Origin of the sequence: Aurantimonas aggregata, assembly GCF_010500835.1 — a bacterium.
GTDB lineage: Bacteria > Pseudomonadota > Alphaproteobacteria > Rhizobiales > Rhizobiaceae > Aurantimonas > Aurantimonas aggregata.
Genome location: NZ_JAAAMJ010000005.1, coordinates 26733 through 51772 on the forward strand (window position 1 = coordinate 26733; position 25040 = coordinate 51772).

Annotated in this window: 22 protein-coding genes; 17 read left to right on the forward strand and 5 right to left on the reverse strand. The window is 66.6% G+C overall.

Translation table 11 applies throughout. The features are described 5' to 3' along the window. Nucleotides 1–39 precede the first annotated feature (39 nt). The 5 genes from GTW51_RS09105 (at nucleotide 40) to GTW51_RS09125 (ending at nucleotide 6305) form a co-directional block, all read left to right on the forward strand. Nucleotides 40–2022 carry a putative bifunctional diguanylate cyclase/phosphodiesterase gene (locus GTW51_RS09105; RefSeq protein ID WP_246232853.1) on the forward strand — a complete coding sequence of 661 codons (1983 nt, stop codon included), beginning with the start codon at nucleotides 40–42 and terminating at the stop codon, nucleotides 2020–2022. A gap of 215 nt (nucleotides 2023–2237) precedes the next feature. Then, nucleotides 2238–2570: a response regulator gene (locus GTW51_RS09110; RefSeq protein ID WP_163043612.1), complete on the forward strand. Its 333-nt coding sequence runs from the start codon at nucleotides 2238–2240 to the stop codon at nucleotides 2568–2570. 573 nt (nucleotides 2571–3143) lie between these two features. Next, on the forward strand, nucleotides 3144–4142 hold the full coding sequence (locus tag GTW51_RS09115) for an ABC transporter substrate-binding protein (protein WP_163043613.1): 999 nt from the start codon (nucleotides 3144–3146) through the stop codon (nucleotides 4140–4142). A gap of 215 nt (nucleotides 4143–4357) precedes the next feature. After that, complete coding sequence (locus tag GTW51_RS09120; protein ID WP_203565988.1) at nucleotides 4358–5245, forward strand: ABC transporter permease; 888 nt, start codon at nucleotides 4358–4360, stop codon at nucleotides 5243–5245. Further along, nucleotides 5238–6305 carry a quaternary amine ABC transporter ATP-binding protein gene (locus tag GTW51_RS09125; RefSeq protein WP_163043614.1) on the forward strand — a complete coding sequence of 356 codons (1068 nt, stop codon included), beginning with the start codon at nucleotides 5238–5240 and terminating at the stop codon, nucleotides 6303–6305. The genes GTW51_RS09120 and GTW51_RS09125 overlap by 8 nt, the downstream gene beginning before the upstream one ends. Before the next feature lie 24 nt (nucleotides 6306–6329). Here GTW51_RS09125 and GTW51_RS09130 read toward each other — a convergent pair whose 3' ends face one another. Further along, nucleotides 6330–6692, reverse strand: a complete 363-nt coding sequence (locus GTW51_RS09130) for a hypothetical protein (RefSeq protein WP_163043615.1) — start codon at nucleotides 6690–6692, stop codon at nucleotides 6330–6332. Between the two features lie 96 nt (nucleotides 6693–6788). On the opposite strand from GTW51_RS09130, the gene bmt reads away from it, so the two are divergent. Further along, nucleotides 6789–7799 carry a betaine--homocysteine S-methyltransferase gene (gene bmt / locus GTW51_RS09135; RefSeq protein ID WP_163043616.1) on the forward strand — a complete coding sequence of 337 codons (1011 nt, stop codon included), beginning with the start codon at nucleotides 6789–6791 and terminating at the stop codon, nucleotides 7797–7799. 121 nt (nucleotides 7800–7920) lie between these two features. Next, nucleotides 7921–11133: an EAL domain-containing protein gene (locus GTW51_RS09140; RefSeq protein ID WP_203565989.1), complete on the forward strand. Its 3213-nt coding sequence runs from the start codon at nucleotides 7921–7923 to the stop codon at nucleotides 11131–11133. Nucleotides 11134–11154: 21 nt separating this feature from the next. Here GTW51_RS09140 and GTW51_RS09145 read toward each other — a convergent pair whose 3' ends face one another. Further along, complete coding sequence (locus GTW51_RS09145) at nucleotides 11155–12714, reverse strand: adenylate/guanylate cyclase domain-containing protein (RefSeq protein WP_246232897.1); 1560 nt, start codon at nucleotides 12712–12714, stop codon at nucleotides 11155–11157. A gap of 251 nt (nucleotides 12715–12965) precedes the next feature. Next, nucleotides 12966–14549: a trimethylamine methyltransferase family protein gene (locus tag GTW51_RS09150; RefSeq protein WP_163043618.1), complete on the reverse strand. Its 1584-nt coding sequence runs from the start codon at nucleotides 14547–14549 to the stop codon at nucleotides 12966–12968. Between the two features lie 277 nt (nucleotides 14550–14826). On the opposite strand from GTW51_RS09150, the gene GTW51_RS09155 reads away from it, so the two are divergent. Further along, complete coding sequence (locus tag GTW51_RS09155) at nucleotides 14827–15516, forward strand: corrinoid protein (protein WP_163043619.1); 690 nt, start codon at nucleotides 14827–14829, stop codon at nucleotides 15514–15516. A 126-nt stretch (nucleotides 15517–15642) separates the two neighbouring features. On the opposite strand, the gene GTW51_RS23535 is transcribed toward GTW51_RS09155, so the two are convergent. Continuing rightward, on the reverse strand, nucleotides 15643–15789 hold the full coding sequence (locus GTW51_RS23535; protein WP_203565990.1) for an entericidin domain-containing protein: 147 nt from the start codon (nucleotides 15787–15789) through the stop codon (nucleotides 15643–15645). Between the two features lie 90 nt (nucleotides 15790–15879). Here GTW51_RS23535 and GTW51_RS09160 point away from each other — a divergent pair, with 90 nt between their 5' ends. The 9 genes from GTW51_RS09160 (at nucleotide 15880) to GTW51_RS09200 (ending at nucleotide 24103) form a co-directional block, all read left to right on the forward strand. Next, nucleotides 15880–16512: a DUF1638 domain-containing protein gene (locus GTW51_RS09160; RefSeq protein ID WP_163043620.1), complete on the forward strand. Its 633-nt coding sequence runs from the start codon at nucleotides 15880–15882 to the stop codon at nucleotides 16510–16512. A gap of 311 nt (nucleotides 16513–16823) precedes the next feature. After that, on the forward strand, nucleotides 16824–17507 hold the full coding sequence (locus GTW51_RS09165) for an exopolysaccharide biosynthesis protein (protein WP_163043621.1): 684 nt from the start codon (nucleotides 16824–16826) through the stop codon (nucleotides 17505–17507). Between the two features lie 100 nt (nucleotides 17508–17607). Further along, nucleotides 17608–17907, forward strand: coding sequence for a virulence factor (locus tag GTW51_RS09170; protein WP_163043622.1), 300 nt, complete (start codon nucleotides 17608–17610; stop codon nucleotides 17905–17907). Continuing rightward, complete coding sequence (locus GTW51_RS09175) at nucleotides 17904–18785, forward strand: methylenetetrahydrofolate reductase (protein WP_163043623.1); 882 nt, start codon at nucleotides 17904–17906, stop codon at nucleotides 18783–18785. The genes GTW51_RS09170 and GTW51_RS09175 overlap by 4 nt, the downstream gene beginning before the upstream one ends. A gap of 37 nt (nucleotides 18786–18822) precedes the next feature. Continuing rightward, complete coding sequence (locus tag GTW51_RS09180) at nucleotides 18823–19767, forward strand: methyltetrahydrofolate cobalamin methyltransferase (protein ID WP_163043624.1); 945 nt, start codon at nucleotides 18823–18825, stop codon at nucleotides 19765–19767. Nucleotides 19768–19920: 153 nt separating this feature from the next. After that, a complete protein-coding gene (locus GTW51_RS09185) occupies nucleotides 19921–20289 on the forward strand; it encodes a hypothetical protein (RefSeq protein WP_163043625.1) in 369 nt (122 codons plus the stop codon). 31 nt (nucleotides 20290–20320) lie between these two features. Next, nucleotides 20321–22405, forward strand: a complete 2085-nt coding sequence (locus GTW51_RS09190; protein ID WP_163043626.1) for an ASKHA domain-containing protein — start codon at nucleotides 20321–20323, stop codon at nucleotides 22403–22405. Between the two features lie 165 nt (nucleotides 22406–22570). Further along, the gene (locus tag GTW51_RS09195) at nucleotides 22571–22936 is read left to right on the forward strand and encodes a DUF6481 family protein (RefSeq protein WP_163043627.1); all 366 of its coding nucleotides are present in this window, start codon (nucleotides 22571–22573) and stop codon (nucleotides 22934–22936) included. Nucleotides 22937–23164: 228 nt separating this feature from the next. After that, nucleotides 23165–24103 carry a GlxA family transcriptional regulator gene (locus GTW51_RS09200; protein WP_425483236.1) on the forward strand — a complete coding sequence of 313 codons (939 nt, stop codon included), beginning with the start codon at nucleotides 23165–23167 and terminating at the stop codon, nucleotides 24101–24103. A 31-nt stretch (nucleotides 24104–24134) separates the two neighbouring features. Here GTW51_RS09200 and GTW51_RS09205 read toward each other — a convergent pair whose 3' ends face one another. After that, nucleotides 24135–25028: a DUF1194 domain-containing protein gene (locus GTW51_RS09205; RefSeq protein ID WP_246232858.1), complete on the reverse strand. Its 894-nt coding sequence runs from the start codon at nucleotides 25026–25028 to the stop codon at nucleotides 24135–24137. Nucleotides 25029–25040 lie beyond the last annotated feature (12 nt).

Sequence of the window (25040 nt, forward strand, 5' to 3'; positions counted from 1 at the left end):
CCGCGTAGCGTCGCAACACGCAACAGTGCGACGAGGGCAATGCTGCTCAACACAATCAGGCGATACTGGGCAACAGTCTGCGGCGGCGTCGCGATTACCGGCTTCGTGATCATGAGCATTCTGTGGCTGGGCAGCGCGTCGGTCGGGGAGCTCGTCGAAGCGGAAATGCGCGCGCGCGGCGCCAATTTCACGCGTCTGCTTCTCGGCTCGCAAGGGCAGGTCGACGCCTTCCTGACAGGCATCGCCCGCGATCCGGACGCCGAGGCGACGATCCGCAAGGTCGCAAGCCTCGCCGACATCGAAAGCTTCGCGATCTTCAGCCGACAGGGAGAGGAAGTCTTCCGCTCCCGGTCCGACCGCTACGAGTGGCTCCTGCGCGATCGGCCCGGCGGCATCCGCTCCGGCGACCGCCTGTCTCCCGCGTTGCTGGAGAGACCTGGCGAATGGCAGGTGGTGCATGACGAGGGCCGGGCCAACTCGTCCGTCGTCGCGCCGTTGATCCGGGGCGATACGACGATCGGCTACGTCTCCGTCGTCGCCGACATGGGAGAGAGCCGTGCCGCCTATGCCGGCACGCTCGGCCGCACCTCGGCTCTGGTCGCCTTTGTCCTATGTCTGGCGACAGGCGTTCCTTTCCTGCTGTATCTGCGTCGCAAGTGGAAGATTTCCGAGGCCGACGAGCGGATCCAGTTTCTCGCCAATCATGACGCCCTCACCCACCTCCTCAACCGCCGCCGGATGCAGGAGGAGACCGACCGGGTGATGGCGACGGCCCGCGCGACCCGCGAGCGGGTGGCGTATCTCTACATCGATCTCGACGAGCTCTCGGAGATCAACAACAGTCTCGGCCAGGGCTGCGGCGACGAACTCCTGCGTACCGTCGCCACCCGCCTTGCCGCCGCGGTAGACGATGGCGACCTCGTTGCGCGCATCGGCGCCGACGATTTTGCCGTTCTGCACCGCCGCTGCAGCGACGCCGCCGCGATCGCGAGCTTCGCGCGGCGCCTGACCGATACCGTCTGCGAGCCGGTACAACTGGGCGGACAGACAGTTCTGCCGCGCATTTCGATCGGCTGCGCCCTCGCCCCACAAGACGGGCGAATCCATTCCGAGATCGTCAAGCACGCGGAAATCGCGCATCTCCACCACAAGCCGGACAAGGGCCGGAGCCTGGTCTTCTTCGATCCGTCCATGGACGACGAGATGGCCCGCCGCCGCCAGATCGAGGCGCTGGTGCGCGAAGCGGTCGAGAAGGACAGTTTCGAGTTGTTCTACCAGCCGATCGTCAATGGCGATGGCTCGAAGCTGCTTGGCTTCGAAGCGCTGATCCGGCTGGGCGACGCGCAGGGCGGCTACATCTCGCCGACTTTGTTCGTCCCGATCGCCGAGACGCGCGGCTACATCAAGGCGATCGGCAGCTGGGTCATCAAGGAAGCCGCGCGCCAGATCGCCCTGTGGCCGGAGCCGCTGTTCGTCTCGGTCAACCTCAGCGCCGTGCAGTTTCGCGACGGCGACCTCGTCGAGATCGTCCAGTCGACCCTGCAGGAAGCCGGCATCCCGGGCCGCCGCCTCGAAATCGAGGTGGTGGAGTCGCTGCTGCTGGAGCGCTCGGAGGATGTGCTCGAACAGCTCGGGCAGCTGAAGGCCCTCGGCATATCCATCGACATGGACGATTTCGGAACCGGCTACTCGTCGCTGAGCTATCTCTGGCGGTTCCCCTTCGACAAGTTGAAGATCGACCAGTCGTTCATGGTGGCGCTGACGAATGGCGAGCCCAACGTGCCGCAGATCCTCGAGACGATCGTCGCCATGGCCCATACGATGCAGATGAAGGTGACCACCGAGGGCATCGAGACCGAGGCCCAGGTCGACCTGATGAAGCGCCTCGGCTGCGACCAGCTTCAAGGCTATCTCTTCGGCAAGCCGATGCCGGCAGAGCGTGTCGCTTCGGAAATCCTCACCCGCTTCCGGATGGGCGAGCCAGAGGACGCACGGCCGGCGCGCAGCGCCAAGGCCAGCTAGCCGTTCCCATCCGTCGCTCTGTCGTGACGACAGACGAGCCGCAACAGCCAATTCACCGCCAGGCAACAGCGTCCTTGTCTCGTATTTGGTTGTCTTCACCAACCATCCGACGACGCCATGGTTAGTCTTTTGTTCAGATAAATCATTGAAATCTCGCGTTTTCTGCAACCGCGAACGCGCAGCGCGCATTGACCCGAAAATCGAAGGGTCCGGTCATGAAAATTCTGATCGTCGAAGACGAGCCGATCATCGCCATCGATCTGGAAGAGATCGTGCTGAGCCAAATCCGTGCGGCGCAGGTCCTGGTAGCGGATTCGATCGCAACGGCGCTTCCCTGGCTGGATGCCGGAATCGACTTCGCGTTGCTGGACATCACGCTGGGCACGAAGGGCGAGACCTCCCTGCCGGTGGCGCAGCGCCTGCTGCAGGATCGCGTGCCGTTCTGCTTCGTCTCCAGCGGCGTCAATGAATTGCCGGCGCTCTTCGGCTCGGTGCCGAAGGTGTCGAAACCCTTCCGACCCGAACAGGTCGCCGAAGTGCTCCCGTAACGCATCTGCTTAGCTGCGCTGATCGCAGCGCGCCGAGGGCGCCGACCGGCGTTGACGCAGTATCGAATGACGAGAGATAGGACGGCAGGAAGGAGGTCCGGTACGCACGACCTGATCCGGTCTCGCCTTCCTGCCGTGCCTCGATTCTTAGCCGCAACCCGTTACCGAGCCGTTAGCTCGGCCGGACCCGCGAGAAAAAGTCGCGCGACCCGATCGCCGTGTCAGGTGCCGCTCCGCGAGGCGTCCTCGTGTCCACGGCACGGAATTATTTGGCCCTTTAATCCCTTTGGCGACAGGCATCACGGTCCTTGGCGCTACTGCCGTTGCACCTCAGCGCGCTGGCTGTTCTCGCCGGGTCCGGAGACTGCTCCGTCCCAGCTCGACCGTGCGCCGCAGGCAGAAATTTGTTGGAATCGTGGCCGGCACGGGCTAGCCTTCGCCTTCAGTTCCGAGAAAACGCGCTGTCTTTCCTAGGATGGTTGCGAAGGTTTTGGCTCGCGTCGGCGGTTCGGTCGATGCGCGGTGGCAACTCCTGTCGCCGAGGTCCCTAGAAACTCGAGATCAGGAAATCTGATGAAATCACTTATGACGTCCACCTTTCTGGCAGCCGCTCTGTTTGGCTTTGCACCCACGGCATCGGCGCAAGACAACTGCGAGATCACCATTTCCAACATGAACTGGGCATCCGCCGAGGTCATGGCCGAAATCGACCGGTTTGTCATATCCGAGGGCTTCGACTGCGCGGCCCGCCTGTTGCCCGGCGACACGATGCCGACCTTCGCGTCGATGACGGAGAAGCAGGAGCCGGACGTGGCGCCCGAGATGTGGGTGAACCAGTTCCGCGAGCAGATCGACGCGGCCGCCGAGGAAGGCACCATCGAGTTCGCGGCAGAGGTGCTGAGCGACGGCGGCGAAGAAGGCTGGTGGGTCCCTCAGTATTTTGCCGAGGCGAATCCCGAGATCAAGACGGTCGGCGACGCGCTGGCCCATCCGGACCTTTTCCCCTCGCGCGAGGATCCGAACAAGGGCGCCGTCCATGGCTGCCCGGCGGGCTGGGGTTGCCAGATCACCACGGCCAATCTCTTCAGGGCCTATGACGCGGAAGACAAGGGCTTCGTGCTCGTCGACACCGGTTCTGCCGCCGGCCTCGATGGCTCGATTGCTCGTGCCTACGAGAACAAGGAGCCATGGCTCGGCTATTACTGGGCGCCGACCGCCATCCTCGGCAAGTACCCGATGGTGAAGCTCGCCTTCGACGCCGAGCACGATCCGGAAGAGTGGCAGCGCTGCACCACGGTCGCCGACTGCCCGGATCCGAAGATCAACGCCTGGACCAAGTCCGAGGTGTTCACGGTGGTGACGCCGCGCGTCGCCGAACTGTCGCCGGGAATCGTCGAATATCTCGAGAACCGCTCCTGGAGCAACGAGACCGTCAACAAGCTGCTGGCCTGGAAGGAAGACAACCAGGCCACCGGCGAAGACACCGCGCTGTACTTCCTCGAGAACAACGAGTCAGTCTGGTCTGACTGGGTTTCGCCCGAGACCGCCGAAAAGATCAAGGCTGCCCTCTGATACGGCCGTGACCGGCAACGGTGTCGGCCCGGCGCGACCGCAGGTCGCATGGGCGGACACCGTGCCCGGCCGAGATCTCCATCACGGCCGCGGCGTCGCCGCGGCCGTTTGCATTCGAGGAGCATGCGTCGGGACTGTCGGCGCCGGCCAGCAACGCGGCTTGAGCTCCCTTCTTGTGCGAACCCCGCTCGACCGACGATAAGGAGCCCTGTCGCTTGGACTGGCTGACCGAATTCCCCCAGATCGCAGGCCGTGACCTGCGGCTGATGTCCCGCACCATCGACCAGCACTACCGCGCCTTCTCGCGCGCCTATGGCGATACGATCGAGGCAATGTTCCGTCCCTTGCTCGACTTCTTGCTGTGGTTCGAGCGGCTCCTGCTCGGCACGCCCTGGTTCATCGTCCTCGGCGTCATCGTTCTGATCGTCTGGCTCGCCAGCCGCTCGTCCAAAATCACCATCGGTAGCGCCATCGCCCTCACCCTGATCGGCGTGTTCGGGATGTGGGAGGACACGATGCGGACGCTGTCGATCATCGTCGTCTGCACTTTGATGTCGATCGTCGTCGGCCTGCCGATCGGCATCCTGATGTCGCGCTCGAACCGCGTGCAGGCGGTGATCAACCCGGTCCTCGACGTGATGCAGACGATGCCGTCCTTCGTCTATCTGATCCCGATCGTCATGCTGCTCGGCATTGGCCTGATCCCAGGTCTGATCGTCGTGGTGATCTACGCGATGCCGCCAATCATCCGGCTGACCAATCTGGGGATCCGGCTGGTCGACAAGGAAGTGCTGGAAGCGGCCAACGCCTTCGGCTCGTCGACCTGGCAGCGCCTCCTCCAGGTGCAGCTGCCGCTGGCGCTGCCGACCATCATGGCCGGCATCAACCAGACCATCATGATGGCGCTGGCCATGGTCGTCGTCGCCTCGCTGATCGGCGTGCGCGGTCTCGGCCAGCCGGTGCTGCAGGCGATCACCAACCAGTATTTCACCCAAGGCGTTCTGAACGGTCTCGCAATCGTCGCCATCGCCATCATCTTCGACCGCGCCAGCCAGGCCTACGGCAAGCGTCTCCAGCGTCACCGGGAGGCCGCACATGGCTGAGGTCGCCATCCAGATCCGCAATCTCTACAAGATCTTCGGGCCCGACGACAAAGCGCTGGTCGCCAAGGTCCGGGACGGCATGACGAAGACAGAACTCCTGAACGAGCACTCGCATGTGCTCGGGCTCAAGGACATCAACATCGACATGCCGGCCGGTGCCATCCAGGTGGTGATGGGCCTGTCCGGCTCCGGCAAGTCGACGCTGATCCGCCACATCAACCGGCTGATCGAGCCCTCGGCGGGCGAAGTCCTGATCGGCGGCGAGGATGTCGTGGCGATGTCGACGCGCCGGCTGCGCGAACTGCGCCGGCACGAGATTTCCATGGTATTCCAGCGCTTCGGGCTGTTGCCGCACAAGACGGTGATCGACAACGTCGCCTACGGCTTGAAAGTGATGGGCAAATCCGCCGCCGAGCAGCGCGCCGGCGCGACGCGCTGGATCGACCGCGTCGGACTGAAGGGCTACGAGGACAATTATCCCGCGCAGCTGTCCGGCGGGATGCAGCAACGCGTCGGTCTTGCCAGGGCGCTGGCCACGGATGCCGACGTGCTCCTGATGGACGAGGCGTTCTCGGCGCTCGACCCGCTGATCCGCACCGACATGCAGATGGTGCTCCTGGATCTGCAGCAGGAACTCAAGAAGACCATCGTCTTCATCACCCATGATCTCGACGAGGCGCTGCGGCTGGGCGATCGTATCGCCATCCTCAGGGACGGTGAGATCGTCCAGCAGGGGACGGGCCAGGAGATCGTCCTGAACCCCGCCGACGACTACATCTCGTCCTTCGTGCGCGAGGTGAATCGCGGCCGGGTGATCCAGGTCGAGACGGTGATGGAGAAGCTGCCGGCGGACGGCGCCCCGCTGGAAGACGGAAGCCTGTCGATCCGCAAGGGGACGATCCTCGAGGAGGCGGCGCGGCGGATGAGCGCGCATGGCGGCATCAACGCCCGGGTGGAGGACCAGGCGGGAAAGCCGCTCGGCACGCTGACGATGCGCGGCCTGATGGCGGCGATGGTGACGCCGGTCGGCAAGGATGGGCTGCAGTCCGACATGCTGTAGCGAGTCGGCCTGCCGGTTTGGCGGTCAGGCAGCCCGGTGCTGGTGTTCTTGTGCCGCTTGGCCGGCGAAGAGCCGCTCGTAGCATTGCGCCAAAAGATCGAGGTCCACCGGCGCCTGCCGGATCAAGGCGAGTTCGATCGTGGCACGGTCGTAACCCTCCTCGAAGAGTGCGGCGATCGCCGCACAGACCATGCCTTCCTCGTCGAGCCGCTTGGGTGCGCGCTGAAACATCGCCGTCTCCCCGTATCCAGGCATGCGCCCTGGCCCCGCCGGGCCGTTCTCGCGAATGCGCAGCCAGCTAATTTCTACCCCGCCGGGCTTGGCCAGGGCTTGCGCGCGAGCCAGTCCGGCAGCAACGAGCGGAACGCGGGATGGCGACATGATCATGTCGCCGCCAGACTTTCGCTGTGGAAAAGCCCGTGGCAGGGTCGTGATCGTCTCGCCTGACGAGCCCTGCCAGACCGCACTCCGGAGCCGCACGCCATGACCGATCTTCTCAGCCGGCTCCTTGCGGAAAAGGGCGTCCTCCTCGCCGACGGCGCGACGGGCACCAATCTGTTCGAGGTCGGCCTCGAATCCGGCGAAGCGCCGGAGATGTGGCTGGAGACCCATCCGGACCGGATCGAGGCGCTGCATCAGGCCTTCGTCGACAATGGCGCCGACATCATCCTGACCTGCTCCTTCGGGGCCAACAGGCATCGACTGAAGCTGCACCAGGCCGAGGACCGCGTCCACGAGATCAACCGGATCGCTGCCGAACTCGCCCGCTCCGTCGCCGATCGCGCAGGCCGACCGGTCGTGGTGGCAGGCTCCGTCGGGCCCACCGGCGAGCTGCTGGTGCCGCTCGGCGCGCTGATCTACGAGGACGCCGTCACCGCGTTCCGCGAGCAGGTGGAGGGGCTGAAGGCGGGCGGCGTCGACGTCATCTGGATCGAGACGATGTCGGCCGCCGACGAGGTCCGGGCTGCCGCAGAAGCCGCGATCGCGTGCGGCATGCCCTATACGGTCACCGGCTCCTTCGACAGCGCCGGCCGCACGATGATGGGCATCCACCCTAAGGAGTTCTACAAGGCGCTCGACGGCCTCTCCGAGGCGCCGCTGGCGATCGGGGCCAATTGCGGGGTCGGCGCATCCGACATGCTGGCGACGGGCCTCGAATTCGAGACGGCCGGCGCCTCGCTGCTGCTCAAGGCGAACTGCGGCATCCCCCGCTTCGTCGAGGGCAAGACCGTCTACTCCGGAACCCCGGAACAGATGGCGGAATATACGCGCCTCTCCATCGATCTCGGCGCCCAGATCATCGGCGGCTGCTGCGGGACGTCGCCGCATCATCTGGGCGCCATGCGCGCGGCAATCGACACGCATCATCGGCGCGAACGACCGACGGTGGAGGCGATCGTCGCTGCCGTCGGCCCGCTGGTGAACAAGCCGGCGTCCGAACTGGCGGAACCACGGGCTTCCACCGGCGGCCGCCGCGGCCGCGCGCGGGATTGAACTGCGGCGACCCGGACCGCATCGCCTACCCTATGGGCAGTTGCCATCTCCGCCGATCTTTCAGCCATATTTAATAGGTTCACCTTCAACTGTTGTCTTGCACCGCAGCAGGATATGAACAGTGCGACTTCCAGCGTTTCTTTGTCTCGGCCTCGTCCTGCCCTCCGCGGCAACGGCCAACGCGACGGCAGCGTCCGCCGCGCCGCAGGAACCCGATGCCTTCGTCTGGGTGCTGGTGGCCGCCAGTTTGGTCCTCCTGATGCAGGTCGGGTTCCTGCTGCTCGAAGCCGGCCTCGTGCGCTCGAAGAACTCCGTCAACGTCGCGCAGAAGAACCTTCTCGACCTGCTGTTCTCGATCATCGCCTTCGCACTGGTCGGCTTCATGATCGCCTTCGGCGTCGACAGCGGCTACGGCTTCGGCCTCGATGCCCGCTTCGCCGGCCTCTGGGATCTTGAGCCTGCCGAATACGCCTTCTTTGCCTTCCAGGTGATGTTCTGCGGCACGGCGGCGACCATCGTCTCGGGGGCCGCCGCGGAGCGGCTGCGCCTCGGGACCTATGTCATCTGCTCGGTCGTCGTGGCGGCGCTCATCTACCCGGTCTTCGCCCACTGGGCCTGGGGCAGCGCGCTGGCGCCGAGCGCATCGGCCTTCCTGTCGAACATCGGCTTCATCGACTTCGCCGGCTCGACCGTCGTCCACAGCACCGGCGCCTGGGTCTCTCTCGCCGCCTGCCTGGTGCTAGGGCCGCGCATAGGCCGCTTCGAGGCAGATGGCAGGGTCCGCCGTATTCCCGGCCACAGCGCGGTGCTGGCGACGGTGGGCGCGATGGTGATCTTCGTTGGCTGGATCGGCTTCAATGGCGGCTCCACCATCGTCCCGACCACGGCCATCGCCCATATCGTCGCGAACACCGTGCTGGCCGCCGGTGCCGGCGGCGTCGCCGGCTATTTCCTTGCCCTTCGGCATGACGGGCTGGTCCTGCCGGAGAAGCCGATCTGCGGGCTGCTCGGCGGCCTGGTCGCCATCACCGCGGGATGCCATCTCCTCAACGCCACGGGCGCCATGGTCGTCGGCGCCGCCGGCGGGCTGATCGCCGTCTGGGGGAACCGGTTCATCGAACGGCGCTGCCGGATCGACGATGCGGTCGGCGCGATCGGCGTGCACGGCTTTGCCGGCGTTCTCGGCACGCTGGGCCTCGCCCTCCTGGCACCGCTTGACCAGATCGCGGCCGGCGGGCGCCTCTCACAGCTCACCATCCAGGCGGCCGGGGCGGGCCTGAACTTCATCTGGGCGTTCCCCCTCGCCTATCTGTTGTTCCGCGTCCTCGACCGGATCACGCCGATCCGGGTTTCGGCGGGCGACGAGGAGCGCGGCCTCAACCAGTCCGAGCACGCAACCAGCCTCGGCCTCGGAACCATGGAAACGGCGCTACGCCAGATCCTCGACGGCCACGCCGACATCAGCCACCGCATCCCCATCGAGACCGGCGACGACGCCGAACTGACGACGCGCCTGTTCAATGCCTTCCTCGACAAGGTCGAGGACGGCGAACTTGCCCGGCGCGCCAGCGAGGACGTGCTGCGCGCCTCGCAGGAAGCGGAACGCCTGTCGGCCATGGCCGGGGCGGTATTCGAAGGCATCGCGGTCACCGTCGCCGGACGGATCATCGACGCCAATGTCGCCTTCGAGCGGCTCACCGGCCTGTCGGGGCGGGAGCTGATCAGGCGCACCATGGAGGATGTCGTCGCCGAGGCGGACGTCGAGACGCTCGCCCGGGCGCTCGCGACGCGCGAAGTCACGCCGCTGGAGCTTCGGCTGCGGCGTGCCGACGGGGTGGAGATTCCGGTGGAGATCCGCTCGCGCACGATCATCTTCCGCGGCGAGGAGACGCGGGTCAGCGCCTTCGTCGACCTGCGCGAACGCAAGGAGGCGGAGGAGCGCATCCGCTTCACGGCGCAGCACGATGCCCTGACCGGATTGCCCAACCGCCTCCTGTACCAGCAGTTCTTCGAGGAGACGCTGGCGGAGGTGCGCAAGGGCAACCGCGTCGCCGCCCTGATTGCCGTCGACCTCGACCGGTTCAAGGACATCAATGATCTCTACGGCCATCCGGCCGGCGATGCGGTCATCCGCGCCTCGGCGAAGAGGCTGCAGACGCTGTTCGGCAAGGCGGGCTTCGTCGCGCGCCTCGGCGGCGACGAATTCGGCGTCATCCTGCCGGACGTCGCCTTCGCCAACCAGGTTGCGGATTTCGCCTTCCGGATCGTGCACGAGCTGGGCGCGCCGATCGATGCCGGCAACGGCGTCAGGATCCGTCCCGGCGCCAGCGTCGGCTTTGCCCTCGCCCCGCGCGACGGCATCGAGCCGGGCACGGTCATCTCCCGCGCCGATGTCGCGCTCTACCACGCCAAGCGCAGCGGCCGGAACAACTACGCCGGCTTCGAAAGCGGCATGGACGCCGAGCTGCGCATGCGGCGTATCCTCGAATCCGACCTCGGCAACGCCGTCGCCCGCAACGAGCTGTATCTGTGCTTCCAGCCGCGGATCGTGCTGGGCGAGGAGCGGATCGGCAGCTACGAGGCGCTGGTTCGATGGCAGCATCCGGAGCGCGGCCTGATCAGCCCCGCCACCTTCATTCCCATCGCCGAACAGGCCGGCAAGATCGGCGAGATCGGCGAATGGGTGCTGCGCGAAGCCTGCCGGCAGTCGCTGGCGCTGCTGGACGGCGCGGCGATCAGCGTCAATGTCAGCGCCTATCAGCTGCGCAATCGCAATTTCGTCGAGACGACGCTGGCCATCCTGGAGGAGGTCGGCTTCCCGCCGACACGGCTGGAGCTGGAGCTGACGGAGAGCATCCTGATCGAGGACCGCGACCGCGCGCTCGGCGTCCTGAGAGCGTTGAAGCGACACGGCATCAAGGTCGCGCTCGACGATTTCGGCACCGGCTATTCCTCGCTCAGCTACCTGCGGACCTTCCCGTTCGACTCGATCAAGATCGACCAGTCGTTCATCCGCAACCTGTCGATCGACGAGAGCTCCCTGGCGATTGCCGATGCCGTCATCGAACTCGGTCGGGCGCTCGATCTGACCATCGTCGCCGAAGGTGTCGAGACTGAGGAGCAGCTGGCGATCCTGGCAGGGCGGCGCTGCGACGAGATCCAGGGTTATCTGTTCGCCCATCCCCTGCCCGCCAGCGAAGTCATGCGGCAGATCCCAGCGAGCATCGCCGCCCAGATCGCCAGGACGAGGCTCCGGCCGCAGGGCGGCGGCACGCGCCGGCTCGAAGGCAGGGATCGGCGGTCGTCCGCTCGTCGGGCGCGCGAGCTGTCCTGATCGGGCGGCGGACGCCGCTTATCAGGAAACGACGGGCTGGTGCCGCCGCAGTGCTGCGACGGCCTGCGTCAGCACGCCTTCGATCCGGGTCCGTTCGGCGTCGGTCAGCCGCTCGACATCGAGGAAGATCCGCGCGCCGTCGGTGAATTCGTTGATGACGCTGGGCATCGCCTCGGGCGCCTCGTCGTGGATGCCCTCGACGACGTAGGGGATCACCTCGCGGCTGATGCCCTTGAGCGAGATCGGTGCCAGCGCCCTCGCCCGCACCGAGTCCTCGACCAGCGCGAAGGTCTCATAGCTCATGACGATACCGCCGGGCTCGGCGATCTGTTCGAGCCGGGCGGCAAGGTTCGCCTCGGCGCCGATGATCGTGTAGTCCATGCGATCGACGCTGCCGAAATTACCGACATTGCAGAAGCCGGTATTGATGCCCATCCGCGCCTGGAACGGCTTCTCGATGCCGCGGCGGCGCCACTCGGCGTTGAGCCCGACCATTCGGCGCTGCATGGCGATGGCCATGGCGAGGCACGCCCGCGCGTCCTCCCGCGTGCCTTGAGTCTCGGGGTCGCCGAAGAAGGCGAGGATCGCGTCGCCGATGAACTTGTCGACCGTCGCGCCGTATTCGTGGGCGATCTTCGACATCTCGGTGAAATACTCATTCAGGAGCTGCGTCAGCTCCTCCGGCTGCAGCCGTTCGGACGTGACGGTGAAGTCCTTGATGTCGGAGAAGAAGATCGTCAGCTTCTTGCGCTCGGTGGAGATCACCACGTCGCGCTCGCCGCTGAAGATGCTGCGGTAGACCTGCGGCGACAGATATTTCGAGATCTTCATCGAGACAGCCGCCAGGAAGGTGTTGGCCTCCTCGAGGTCGGCGTTCATCCGGCCGAAGGCCCGCGCCTGGCGCCATTGCATGGCGGCGAAGCCGATGCCGAAGATACCGGCGCCAACGAAATAGGACAGCAGGTACTTGAACGAGAAGAGGTTGGCGGCGATCGGCTGCTGCACCTCGATCTCCTGGATGCCCCGCACGTCGCCGACGTTCCAGTCGCGTTTCGGGCTCTCCGGATGGCTGTTGTGGCAGGCAACGCAGGCCTCGCCCATGACCACCGGCGCGGCGAGGCGGATGCGGCGGTCGAGCATCGTCCCGTCGATGGCGGTGATCAGCGGCCGGTCCGCGCCCTCGGTGCGGAAGGTCTGCAGCGCCTGTTTCTCGAAATCGTCCAGCCGGTGCGGTTCGCGCGCCGCGAAGACGAGGTCGGAAACGAAGCGATAGCGCATGTTGTCTCCCTGGTGCCCGACGACGTCGCCGAGCTCGAGGGATAGCGTCGCGGGGATCGGGATGGCGCCGGGTATATCGGCGTAGTTATGCGCCGCGATGGTCTGGCCGCCCGGATTGGCGAGGACCCGCCCGACGACGTTGCGGGCATAGTAGGTGCGGATGTCGGTGATCATCGCGTTCAGGCTGTTGGCCTGCGCATTCAGCGCCGTGTCGGAGAGATGGCGAAGGTCGAGCCAGACGGCGACGGGCAGCAGCACCAGGGCCAAGGCGACGGCAGCGGCGAACCAGATCGGCCGGGCCATGAAATAACGAAACAACGACCCCATCGACCGACCCCGCGAGACGAATTCAGTCGATATAAGCCCAAGTCGGGTCTGCTGTCAGTTGCAGGGCCGCCGCTGTCCCCACGAGTTCATGTCAAAAGACATCTGTCGCCGGCCTGGCAGCGATACTATTCGTCCTGTGTGCTGCGCCAGACGGCACGGTGAATCGTGTCGGCCACGCGGCCGGCGGACGATGCTTCCCCTTTGGCGGCCGGATCCGCCTCTCCCTTTCAGGCAAAGGCGTCCGGTTCGGACTCCTTGCGACGGGCGACGAAGGCAGCCAGCGCTTCGGCGATGGCGGGATCGAGCGGTGGCGGGGCATAGGCATCGAGCCACCGCCGGCACAGCGTGTTGGCGCGGGACTCGGCCCGCTGGCCGCCCTCGGCGCTCCATTGCTCGAACGAATTGTTGTCGGCGATGGTCGAGCGATAGAACGCCGTCTGGAAGTTGTCCTGGGTGTGCTGGCAGCCGAGATAGTGACTGCCCGGGCCGACCTCGCGGATCGCCGACATGGCCTGGCCGTTCTCCGAGAGATCGACGCCCCGCATCAGCGCCTGCATGGCGCCGAGCTGATCGCAGTCCATGACGAATTTCTCGTAGCAGGCTGCAAGCCCTCCCTCGAGCCAGCCGGCGGCATGCAGCACGAAATTCGTGCCCGCCATCAGCGTCGAGTTGAGCGTGTTGGCGCTCTCATAGGCCGCCTGCGCGTCCGGAACCTTCGACGCGCAGAGCGAGCCGCCGGTGCGGAAGGGCAAGCCCAGCCGCCGCGCCAACTGCGCTGCGCCGAAGGAGACCAGCGACGGCTCGGGCGTGCCGAAGGTCGGGGCGCCCGACTGCATCGAGATCGACGAGGCGAAGGTGCCGAAGACCACCGGCGCGCCCGGCCGGCAGAGCTGGGTGAAGGCGGCGCCCGCGAGCACCTCGGCGAGAACCTGAGTCAGCGTACCGGCGACGGTCACCGGGCTCATCGCGCCGGCGAGGATGAAGGGCGTGACGATGCAGGCCTGGTTGGCGCGGGCATAGACCTTCAGCGCACCCAGCATCGTGCCGTCGAAGGTCATTGGCGAATTGGCGTTGATCAGGTTGATGACGACGCAGTTCTGGTCGACGAATTCCTCGCCGAACAGGATGCGGCACATCGCGACCGTGTCTTCCGCCCGCTCCGGCGCGGTGACCGAGCCCATGAACGGCTTGTCCGACAGCGTCATGTGGGCATGCACCATGTCGAGGTGCCGCTTGTTCACGGCGACGTCGACGGGCTCGCATACGGTGCCGCCCGAGTGATGGATTGCCGGCGCCATGTAGGCGAGCTTCACGAAATTGCGGAAATCCTCGATCGTCGCATAGCGGCGTACCCCGTCGAGGTCGCGGACGAAGGGTGGGCCGTAGACCGGCGCGAAGACGGTGGCGTTGCCGCCGATCTCGACGGAGTTTTCCGGATTGCGGGCATGCTGGACGAAGCTCCTCGGCGCGGTCTTCAGAAGTTCGCGGCAGAGCCCCTTCGGGAAGCGCACGCGCTCGCCGCTGACATCGGCGCCGGCCGCCCGCCACATCGCAAGCGCCTCGGGATCGTCGCGGAACTCGATGCCGATCTCCTCGAGGACGATGTCGGCATTGGCCTCGATCAGCGCGGCGCCGGCTTCGTCGAGAACTTCGTAGACCGGCAGGGCGCGGCGGATATAGGCGAGCTTCTGGCCCGAGCCGGTCTGGACGCGCGCCGCGCGCCGCGCCGACGCACCGCCGCCGGCACCCCGGCTGCGCCGGCTGCCTTCGCTGGCCGCAACCTCGGCGGTCTCGACGGTTTCGTTGTCCATGGTACTGCCTCCCGGCGCTCGCCGATGCCGCGGACACGCTCGTGCCGCACGTTCCGCGCGCCGAGAATACCAGAAGTCGGGGCCGGCCCCGCCGTCCCGGTTGCGAATTCTGGTGACGCGGCAAGGACAGTGCGGCACGCGGCGCCGGCCGAGGCGTCACGTCGCTTTCCGCGTTCTCCATGTCGCTCGGACGGTATGCGATCTCAACGCCTTGCCCTAAGCTCCCTCTAATCGAGGCGATGCATCATGCAGCCTGCCCGCTCGAGGAACAGCCGTCATGGCGGACGACGACATCATCCTGGCCGAACTCTCCGACGAGGACCTCGTCGCGCAGATGAAGGACGACCTCTATGACGGGATGAAGGAAGAGATCGAGGAGGGAACGCGGCTGCTGCTCGATCGCGGCTGGACCCCCTACGATGTCCTGACCAAGTCACTGGTCGCCGGCATGCAGATCGTCGGCGAGGATTTCCGTGACGGCATCCTGTTCGTGCCCGAGGTGCTTCTCTCGGCGAATGCCATGAAGGCCGGCATGGCTATCCTGCGGCCGCTGCTGGTGGAGACCGGTGCGCCTAAGCAGGGCAAGATGGTGATCGGCACGGTCAAGGGCGACATCCACGACATCGGCAAGAACCTCGTCGGGATGATGATGGAGGGTGCCGGATTCGAGGTCGTCGACCTCGGCATCAACATCGACGTCGACAAGTATCTCGCCGCGATCGAGGAGCACCAGCCGGAACTGCTCGGCATGTCGGCGCTGCTCACCACCACCATGCCCTACATGAAAGTGGTCATCGACACGCTGGTCCAGAAAGGAATTCGGGAGAAGGTGATCGTTCTGGTCGGCGGCGCGCCGCTCAACGAGGACTTCGCCAACCAGGTCGGAGCTGATGCCTATTGCCGCGACGCGGCAGTGACGGTGGAAACCGCCAGGAGCCTCATCGAGCGGCGGCACAACCAGCTGTGATCGAAGCGAGGACGCCGTTACCTGCACGTGGCGGCAGCGTCGCCCCGGCCTTTTCCGGCGCCCCGACAAAGAAAAGGCGCGGCGGCCGTTCGGCCCCGCGCCCAATCCTGGAAGAATGATGCAGGCTTATCGCGCCACGTCGTTGACGGCTGCGCCCGTCGCATCAACGGTGTTGCCTACGTCACGGCCGACGCCGCGGACCGTGTTGGCGCAAGCGGAGAGCATCAGGGCTCCGGCCAGGATCGTGGTCACTACTGCGAGGCGGTTGGTCATGATCAACTCTCCGTTGGAACAATGTGACGAAAAAACGTTCGGCCGGCTGACAGGTTCCCGCGAGGTCGGCGTTTTTCGTTCAAGCTGCTTATGGACGCTTTGGTGACGGGTGCAACCAATATCGGCGGGGAGCCTCTGACCGTCATCGCTTGCGGCGCGATCGCCCGCGAGATCGGCGCCGTGGTGGCAGCCAACCGTCTCGACCACGTCACCCTCACCTGCCTGCCGGCGATCCTGCACAATGCGCCGCAGAAGATCGTCCCGGCAGTCGAGGCGGCGATCGCGGCGGCGCGGGGACGCGGGTGCCAGCGGATCTTCGTCGCCTATGCCGACTGCGGGACAGGCGGCGCCCTCGACGCGCTTTGCCAGCGCGAGAAGGTGGCGCGCATTCCCGGCCCGCACTGCTACGCCTTCTTCCGCGGCAACCGGCAATTCGCCGAGGAGGCCGATGCGCATCTGACGACCTTCTGGCTGACCGACTTCCTCGCCCGGCAGTTCGACGCCTTCGTTGCCAGGCCGTTCAAGCTGGATCGGCATCCCGAGATGGTCGGCATGCTGTTCGGCAATTACGAGCGGGTCGTGTATCTGGCGCAGACGGACGACGCCGTGCTGGACCGTCGGGCCCGCGCCATCGCCGCGCGGCTTGGCCTTGCCTACGAGCGCCGGCTGGTCGGCTACGGCGATCTCACCCCGGCGCTTGTCGACGCCGCCGCAGGCGGATAGGGCGACGCCTCGTCGACCGGACCTGTTGCAAGTTGCGGCCGTGACGCGCTTCGGGTCTTGCGACCCGATCCAGCGATGCGAGTGTGTCCTAAGTCACATTGCGGGAAGAAGCTCATTGGCTTAAATCGAACCGCTTTCCGGAACGCGGCGAAAAGTCGAGCTGGCGGCGCCATAGAGGATGTCACGTCTTGATATCCCGGCGGCAACGCTGACTTAACTGCCCATCGGGCATAGTCGTCTCCCAGATGGGCAAAAGGCGGAGCATCGGGCATGGGGCCCGGCTTCCGGTACGGGACTTTGAATTCGTCACCATGTCCTCCCCTGAAGCCTCAGCTCCCCGAGCCGCCCGTGCGCCGACCGCGGCTTTCGCGCGCCTGCGCGAATCGCTCCGACGCCGGAGGGGCAAGCGCCAACGCCGCATCTCTGCGATCCTGCGGGCCTACAGCCATCGCGACCGGGATATTCCGACGATCGGCGATTTGTCCGAGGCTTTCGACGCACGCTCCTTCGGCGCGTTCTTCATCGTCTTCGGCGGGGCCAACCTCATTCCGCTGCCGCCCGGCACGTCGCTGGTGTTCGGCGTGCCGCTGCTGCTCTTCACCATCCAGCTCGCGATCGGCCGGCATCGCCTGTGGTTGCCCCAGCGGGTGCGGAACATCCGCCTGAAGCCGGAGACCATGAGCATGCTGGTCGTGCGGCTGGGTCCCTATCTGCGCAAGGTCGAGCGCCTGGCGCGCCACCGCGCCTGGCCGGAGCCGGAGTGGGTCGTCCTGTCGGCGATCGGCTGGTTCTCCTTCGTGATGGCTCTCCTGGTGGCGATCCCCTTTCCGCTGACCAACATGTTCCCCGGCGTGTCGATCGCGCTTGCAGGGGTCGCCATCACGGCCCGGGACGGGCTCTGGCTGATCGCCTCGGTCGTCGTCGGAATCGGCGCGGCGCTCTTCCTCGCCGGCGTTTACGGCGCGGCGCTCTTCGCCTTCCTGCAGCTGTTCTGAGACGCCGACCGCCGCATGTCGCAAAGCCGCCGTGTCCCGTCGCGACCGGCACAACCTTGCCTCAACGACGCGTCCACATTGTTCGCCACGGAGGATCCCGATGGCGGAATTGCAGGTCGTCTACTGGCGTGACATCCCGGCCCAGGTGATCGTGCGGCAGGGCCGCAAGGCGGCCAGGCGCGAGCTGCCGAAACGGTTCATCGAGGCAGTCGACATGTGCGCGATGAGCGTCGGGGCCAAGGATTCCGACGCCTATCTGGCGGAATGGCGCCGGGCGAGCACCGAGCGGGACGCCGACGATCTCGAAAGCGAGGCCGAGCGCGCCGCCGCCGAAATCGACGCCACCTACAACAGGGAGCGGCTTCGCTCGCTCATCGACAATGCGGGGCGCGAGCCATGAGCCTGTCGCTGCCGCAGACGCGGGACGTCATCGACGCCTCGATCGAAGTCGCGCCGAAACAGGCGATGCGCTCGACGGATCTGCCCGGCCTGTTCCCCGCCGGCACCCGCGTCTACCTGACCGATGTCGGCATCGACAGCGTCAGAGACTTCGTCGCCGCCACACGGCGGATTGCTGATCTCGGCTATGTCCCGGTGCCGCACATCCCCGCGCGCCGGATCCGGTCGCGCGAGGAGCTGCTGACCCGGATCCGCGCCTATGCCGAAGAGGCCGGGGTCACCGACGTGCTGGTGATCGGCGGCGGCCTCGACCGACCGGCCGGACCCTACACCTCGTCGATGGAAATCCTCGAAAGCGGCCTGCTCGATCGCCACGGCATCAGCGAAATCGGCGTTGCCGGCCATCCGGAGGGCTCGCCCGAGTTCTCGCTCGCCACGGCCGAGGCCGCGCTTCGTCTGAAGCGCGATTTCTGCGAGCGCACCGGCGCAAGGATGCGAATCGTCACGCAGTTCGGCTTTGACGCCGACGTCTACATCGACTGGGCGATGGCGGTGCGCGATAGCGGCATCGGCCTGCCGATCCATATCGGCGTCGCCGGGCCGGCCTCGATCACGACGCTGATCCGCTATGCCGCCCTCTGCGGCGTCGGCAGTTCGGTGACGTTCCTGAAAAAGCGCACCGGTGCGCTGGCGGCGCTCGCCGCCCACCATTCGCCCGAGTCCGTCGTCGGGCCGATCGAGCAGCACTGGCGGCAGACGCCGGAATCGCCGGTCCGGCAGATCCACGTCTTCCCGTTCGGTGGCTTGGCCCAGTCGGCGGCCTGGCTGCGCGAGCGCGGCTCCTGGCCCGGCAGCGCCGCGGAGCGGGCGCTGGGGTGAGACCGACGATGTTGACCATCCGTCCCCGGAGACGTCCATGACCCGCACCATCGTCGCCTCCGCCCGCCGGGAGATCGTCATCGGCTTCGACGAGCCGTTCTGCGTCATCGGCGAACGGATCAACCCGACCGGCCGCAAGAAGCTCGCCGCCGAGATGGTGGCCGGCAATTTCGAGACGGTGACCAGCGACGTGCTGCAGCAGGTCGCTGCGGGCGCCACCATGCTCGACGTCAATGCCGGGGTCACCGCCGTCGACCCCAATGCCTCCGAACCGCCGCTGCTGCTCGAGACGATCCGGCTGGTCCAGAGCCTCACCGACCTGCCGATCTCGATCGACTCTTCGGTATCGCTGGCGATCAAGGCGGCGCTCGAGATTGCCGAGGGCCGGCCGCTGGTCAATTCGGTCACCGGCGAATTGGAGAAGCTCGAAGCCATCCTGCCATTGATCAGGCAATACGACGTGCCGGTCGTGGCGATCTCCAACGACGAGAACGGCATTTCGGAAGATCCGGACGTCCGCTTCGAGGTCGCGCGAAGGATCGTCCGCCATGCGGCCGACTACGGCATCAAGCCCTGTGACATCGTCGTCGACCCGCTGGTGATGCCGATCGGCGCGATGGGCACCGCCGGGCGGCAGGTCTTCGCGCTCGTGCGGCGGTTGCGCGAGGAGCTCGGCGTCAACACGATCTGCGGCGCCTCCAACATCTCATTCGGCCTGCCGCATCGCCATGGCATCAACGCCGCCTTCCTGCCGATGGCGATCGCCGCCGGGATGACCTCGGCGATCATGAACCCCTGCCGGCCGCAGGAAATGGAAGCGGTGCGCGCCGCCAACGTGCTGATGGGCAACGACCCGTCCTGCATGGGCTGGATCCACAGCTATCGCGACGCCGTGCCTTCGGCGGGGATGGCGGCTGCGGCTCCTGCCACTTCGACCGGACGCCGGCGCGGTGGCCGCGAAGCGCGACGGCCCACAGCGTGACCATGAATCATCGACTGGTTCGGCCGCGCGGAGACGCCGTCCCGTCTGACGGCGCGGTTTCTTTCTCGCAGATGCGAAATAAACTTGCCGTGGCACCAACTATCTCGCCAGCCTTAGCGTTTATGAGGGACAGGTCCACAAGGAATGCCCTCGATGATTCGCCGCCACCCCTTTCCCGCCGTCTTTGCCCACGCGCCCAAGACGGCAGCGGAAATGACCACGCTGATGATCATGTCGCCGTTTGTCATCGGCACGCGCCTGACGCAGTTCTGGGCGTCCGCCGCCTCGCCGCAGGCCAGCGACCGCGAAGAGGCGGCCCAGATGGTCAGCGAGAAGATGCAGGCCGTCGGCGAATCGCTGATGGCGATGAACCTCGCCGCGGTCGAGGCGGTGACCAAGGCCACGCTGGCCGCCGCGACCGGATCGTATTCGAACGACAATCATGGCGACGCCATCTTCTCGGCCGGGCTGAAGCCCTATTCGCAGCGCGTCCGGGCGAACCGCAAACGCCTGTCGCGCTAACCCTGCTCGCGCCTTCGTTCCGGAACCACCGATGAGCGGCGAGACTGATCCCCTCGTCCTGTTCATGCCGTCCGGCCGGCGCGGCCGCTTCGCGCGCGGCACGTCGCTGATCGCTGCCGCCCGCTCGCTCGGCGTCCATGTCGAAAGCGTCTGCGGCGGACGCGGCATCTGCGGCCGATGCCAGGTCGAGATCGTCGAAGGTGCCTTTGCCAAGCACCAGATCGTCTCGGCCGCCGATCATCTGTCGCCGGTCTCGGCGACGGAAATCCGCTACGCGGAGAAGCGCGTCCTGAAGCCCGGCCGGCGGCTGTCCTGCGCCACATCGATCGAGGGCGACCTCGTCGTCGACCTGCCATCGGACATGGCGGTGAACACGGCGGTCGTGCGCAAGGCGGTCGACACGCGGGTCTTCCCGCGCGACCCGGCGATCCGCCTGCTCCTTGTCGAGGTGCCCGAGCCGGACATGCACGCCCCGCTCGGCGATCTCGACCGGGTGTTCGCGGCGCTGGAGAGTGACTGGGGCCTCGCCCGGCCGACGGTCGAACACTCGATCCTGCCGCTGCTGCAGAAGGCGTTGCGCGAGGGCCCGTGGCAGGTGACCTGTGCCATCGCGCATGACCATGAGGAAGATCGCCCGCATCTGATGGCGATCTATCCGGGCCTGAAGAACGAGGCCTACGGGATCGCCGTCGACATCGGCTCGACAACCATCGCGCTGTCCCTCTCCTCGCTGCTTTCCGGCGCGACCATCGCCGCCACCGGCGCCCCCAATCCGCAGATCCGCTTCGGTGAGGACCTGATGAGCCGGGTCTCCTACGTCATGATGAACCCGGGCGGACGGGCCGAGATGACGCGCGCCGTCCGCGAGACCGTGCAGGCGATGATCGAGACCGTTGCCACCGAGGCCAATGTCTCGACGGGCGACATCATGGACTGTGTCTTCGTCGGCAATCCGGTGATGCACCATCTGTTTCTCGGCATCGACCCGACCGAGCTCGGTCAGGCGCCGTTCGCGCTGGCCCTCTCGGGCGCCCTGGCACTGCCTGCGGCCGATCTCGACCTGAGCCTGCATCCTGTGGCCCGTGCCTATCTGCTGCCGTGCATCGCCGGCCATGTCGGCGCTGACGCCGCGGCGGCGACGCTGTCGGAGGGCCCGCACCGCCAGGACGAGATGATGCTCCTCGTCGATGTCGGGACCAATGCCGAAATCGTGCTCGGCAACCGCCACCGGCTGCTGGCCGCCTCTTCGCCCACCGGCCCGGCCTTCGAGGGCGCCGAGATTTCCTGCGGCCAGCGCGCCGCACCGGGCGCGATCGAACGGGTGCGGATCGACCCGGTCACGCTGGAGCCGCGCTTTAAGGTGATCGGCATCGACATCTGGTCCGACGATCCGGGCTTTGCCGAAGCGGCAGCGGCGCTCGGCGTGACCGGCATATGCGGTTCCGGCATCGTCGAGGTGGTGGCCGAGTTGTTCCTCACCGGCATCGTCACCGAGGATGGCGTCATCGACGGTTCGCTGGCGGCCCGATCGCCCCGGATCGTGCAGAGCGGGCGGACGTTCGCCTATGTCCTGCACGAGACGCCGCAGCGAACGCTGACCATCCTGCAGACCGATATCCGCGCCATCCAGCTGGCCAAGGCGGCGCTGTATGCAGGGATCAAGCTGCTGATCGACCGTTTCTCGCAGCCCGGCGGCCCGGCCGTGCAGATCGATCGGATCGCGCTGGCCGGCGCGTTCGGCTCGTTCATCGAGCCGCGCTACGCGATGGTGCTCGGGCTCGTTCCCGACTGCGATCTCGAGCGGTGCCAGGCGGTCGGCAACGCCGCCGGCGCCGGTGCCCGCATGGCGCTGCTCAATCGCGCCTATCGCCGCGAAATCGAAGCGACGGTCAGCCGCATCGAGAAGATCGAGACGGCGCTGGAGCCGGCCTTCCAGGATCATTTCGTCGCGGCCATGGCCTTCCCGAACAAGCGCGACGCCTTTCCTTCGCTTGCTCTTGTGCAGGCGCTGCCGAACCGGGACGCAAGCGGCATGCTGTTGCCCGGCCAGGGTGCTTCGGCGTCCGGCACGCCGGATCGCGGGCGCCGCGGCGGCCGGGCGGGTCGCTCGACCTGAAGCGGCGCCGGATGAATTTTGCGTTCGGCGAGTGCCCTGATCGCGCATCCCGCCCGTTGCGTCTTGGCGCAAACAGGCTTATCCAACCCCATCCCGCTTGACAGAAGGCGAATAACGAACCGAGCCAGCCCGATGCTGCGCCGTCGTCGCCACCCATGAGGACCGATGAAGCCGATCGACAGCGATTTCGCCGACCGCCGCAAGACCGCCAACGAGGCCAAGCAGGCGCTCCTTGACAAGGCCAAGGCACGTCTCAACAGCCCTGAGGCCGAAAAGGCCCGCGAGGAGCGCGCAGCCGTCGTTGCCGCGCGCGAGGAGCGCCAGGCGCAGAAGCGCGCGGAAGACGAGCAGAAGCAGCGCGAGGAAGAGGCTCGCGAGGTTGAGCGGGAAGCCGTCCGCCAGGCCGAGGAAGAAGCCAAGAAGGCCGACCAGAATCGCCTGATCGACCAGATGGTTTCCGACGAAGCGGCCCGGAAGGCCGAGCGCGACGCCAAATACGCCAGCCGCAAGGCACGCCAGGGCAAGAAATAGCCCCGCACGCCCTGTCTTCCCGTTCGGCGCCGCAATCCGGCTTGCGCGGCGCCGGCTTTGCCGCCAATTTCGGGTGGCCGGTCGGTTCCGGCATGGTCGGGATGCGGAGCTGGATCGGCAATGGTGAGGGCCAACGGGTCCGTGGTGTTGGAGCGTCCGCCTCGATCCGTCGAGCCTGACGCCGCGCCGAAACGCACGATAATCTTCCTGCTCGTGCCCAATTTCTCGATGATCGCCTTCGCGACGGCGATCGAGCCGTTGCGGATCGCCAACCGCATCGTCGGCCGAGAGATTTACCGGTGGCGCCTGGCGTCGCAGGACGGGCGGCCGGTGCGGGCCTCGAATGGTGTCGAGGTGGCGGTCTCCACCTCCGTCGAGGACGAACGCCGTGCGCTGCCTGGGGAGCGGCGGCCCTCGATGGTGTTCGCCTGCTCCGGCATCCTGGTTGAAGATTTCAGCGACCGAAGCACCCTCTCCTATCTGCGTGAAGCGCATCAGCGCGGCATTTCCGTCGGCGGCCTGTGCACGGCCGCGTGGATCCTCGCCCGCGCCGGCCTTCTCGCCGACCGGCGCTGCGCGATCCACTGGGAGAACCTGCCCGGCTTCGCCGAGGCGTTTCCCCGCGCCGACGTCTATGCCGACCTCTTCGAGATCGACCACAACATCTACACATGCGCCGGCGGCACCGCCTCGCTCGACATGATGCTGGCGCTGATCGGCCACGACCTCGGCGACGAGGTGGTGAACCGGGTCTGCGAGCAGGCGCTGACCGACCGCGTGCGCAGCGCCCACGACCGACAACGGCTGCCACTGCGGGCAAGGCTCGGCATTCAGCACGGTAAGGTGCTGCGGGTGATCGAGATCATGGAGGCCAATCTCTCCGACCCGCTTTCGCTGGTGGAGATCGCCCGGCATGTCGGGCTTTCGCGCAGGCAGGTGGAACGGTTGTTCGACAAGGAGATGGGGCGCTCGCCGGCGCGCTATTACCTGGAGATCCGGCTCGATCGCGCTCGCCATCTGCTGGTGCAGTCGCAACTGCCGATCGTCGAGATTGCCGTCGCCTGCGGCTTCGTCTCGGCCTCGCACTTCTCCAAATGCTACCGTGAACTCTACGACCGCTCGCCGCAGCAGGAGCGCGCGGCCCGCGCCGCCCTGACGCCGGCCTGAGTAACGGCGCAACCAGGCTCTCCGGCCGCTTTTACTGGTATCCGTCCATCCAGCGCTGCTGGCGGTCCTGCCACATGCGCTCGCCGACCATGCAGTCGACGCCGCTGCCCTGCGTCCGCATCACCTGCGCCTCGTCCTCCGCCTCGACGTCCCAGTCGCCGGCGAGTTCCATCACCAGCTTGCGACGGACCGCCTCGGGAAACTGCGACCAGTCGTTGACCGGGATCATGAAGGCGCCGGGGCCACCGATGACGCAATTCTCGTAATAGCGGTCGAGATCGGGGATTGAACCCCAGGAGGCATAGCTGCCGGAGGTCATCAGTGGCAGGCCGTTGATCGTCACCCCTCGCCGGACAGCATTGTCGCGGGCTTCGACGACCGGCCGGCCCTGGTTGTTCGGGCCATCGCCGGAGATGTCGATTACCCGCCGCAGGCCGTCGAAGCCGTTGCGGTCGAACAGCGGCACGGCGAAATCGATCGCGGCGGCAACGGACGTGCGGCGCTCGCGCTCCGGCTCCTCGGTCTGCAGCCGGTAGGCGAAGCCGTCTGCCGTCTCGCGCGAGTCGATCAGCGTCCAGGGCACCACCACGGACTGCGAGAAGCTGCCAGCCCATTCAATATAGGAGACGGCGACGCGTCCATGGCCGCCGTTCATGATCGCCTTCTGGACGTCCTCGCTGCGGAAGGCTGCGGCGTAACCGGCGCGCTGGATCTCCTGCTCGCCGCGATCCATCGACCAGGAGACGTCGACCGCCAGCACCAGTTCGACATCGACCTTGATGCCGCTTCTGGTCGCCGGCGCCTGGGTCGCGCCGAGATCGCCGAGGCCGCGCTGTTGGGCAACGGCGGGCCGCACCATGTCGATCGTCGCGGCGGCGGCGAAGGCGATCGACAGGGCTGCGAAACTGCGAATCCCATGGCGCATTGCAAAAAGGTC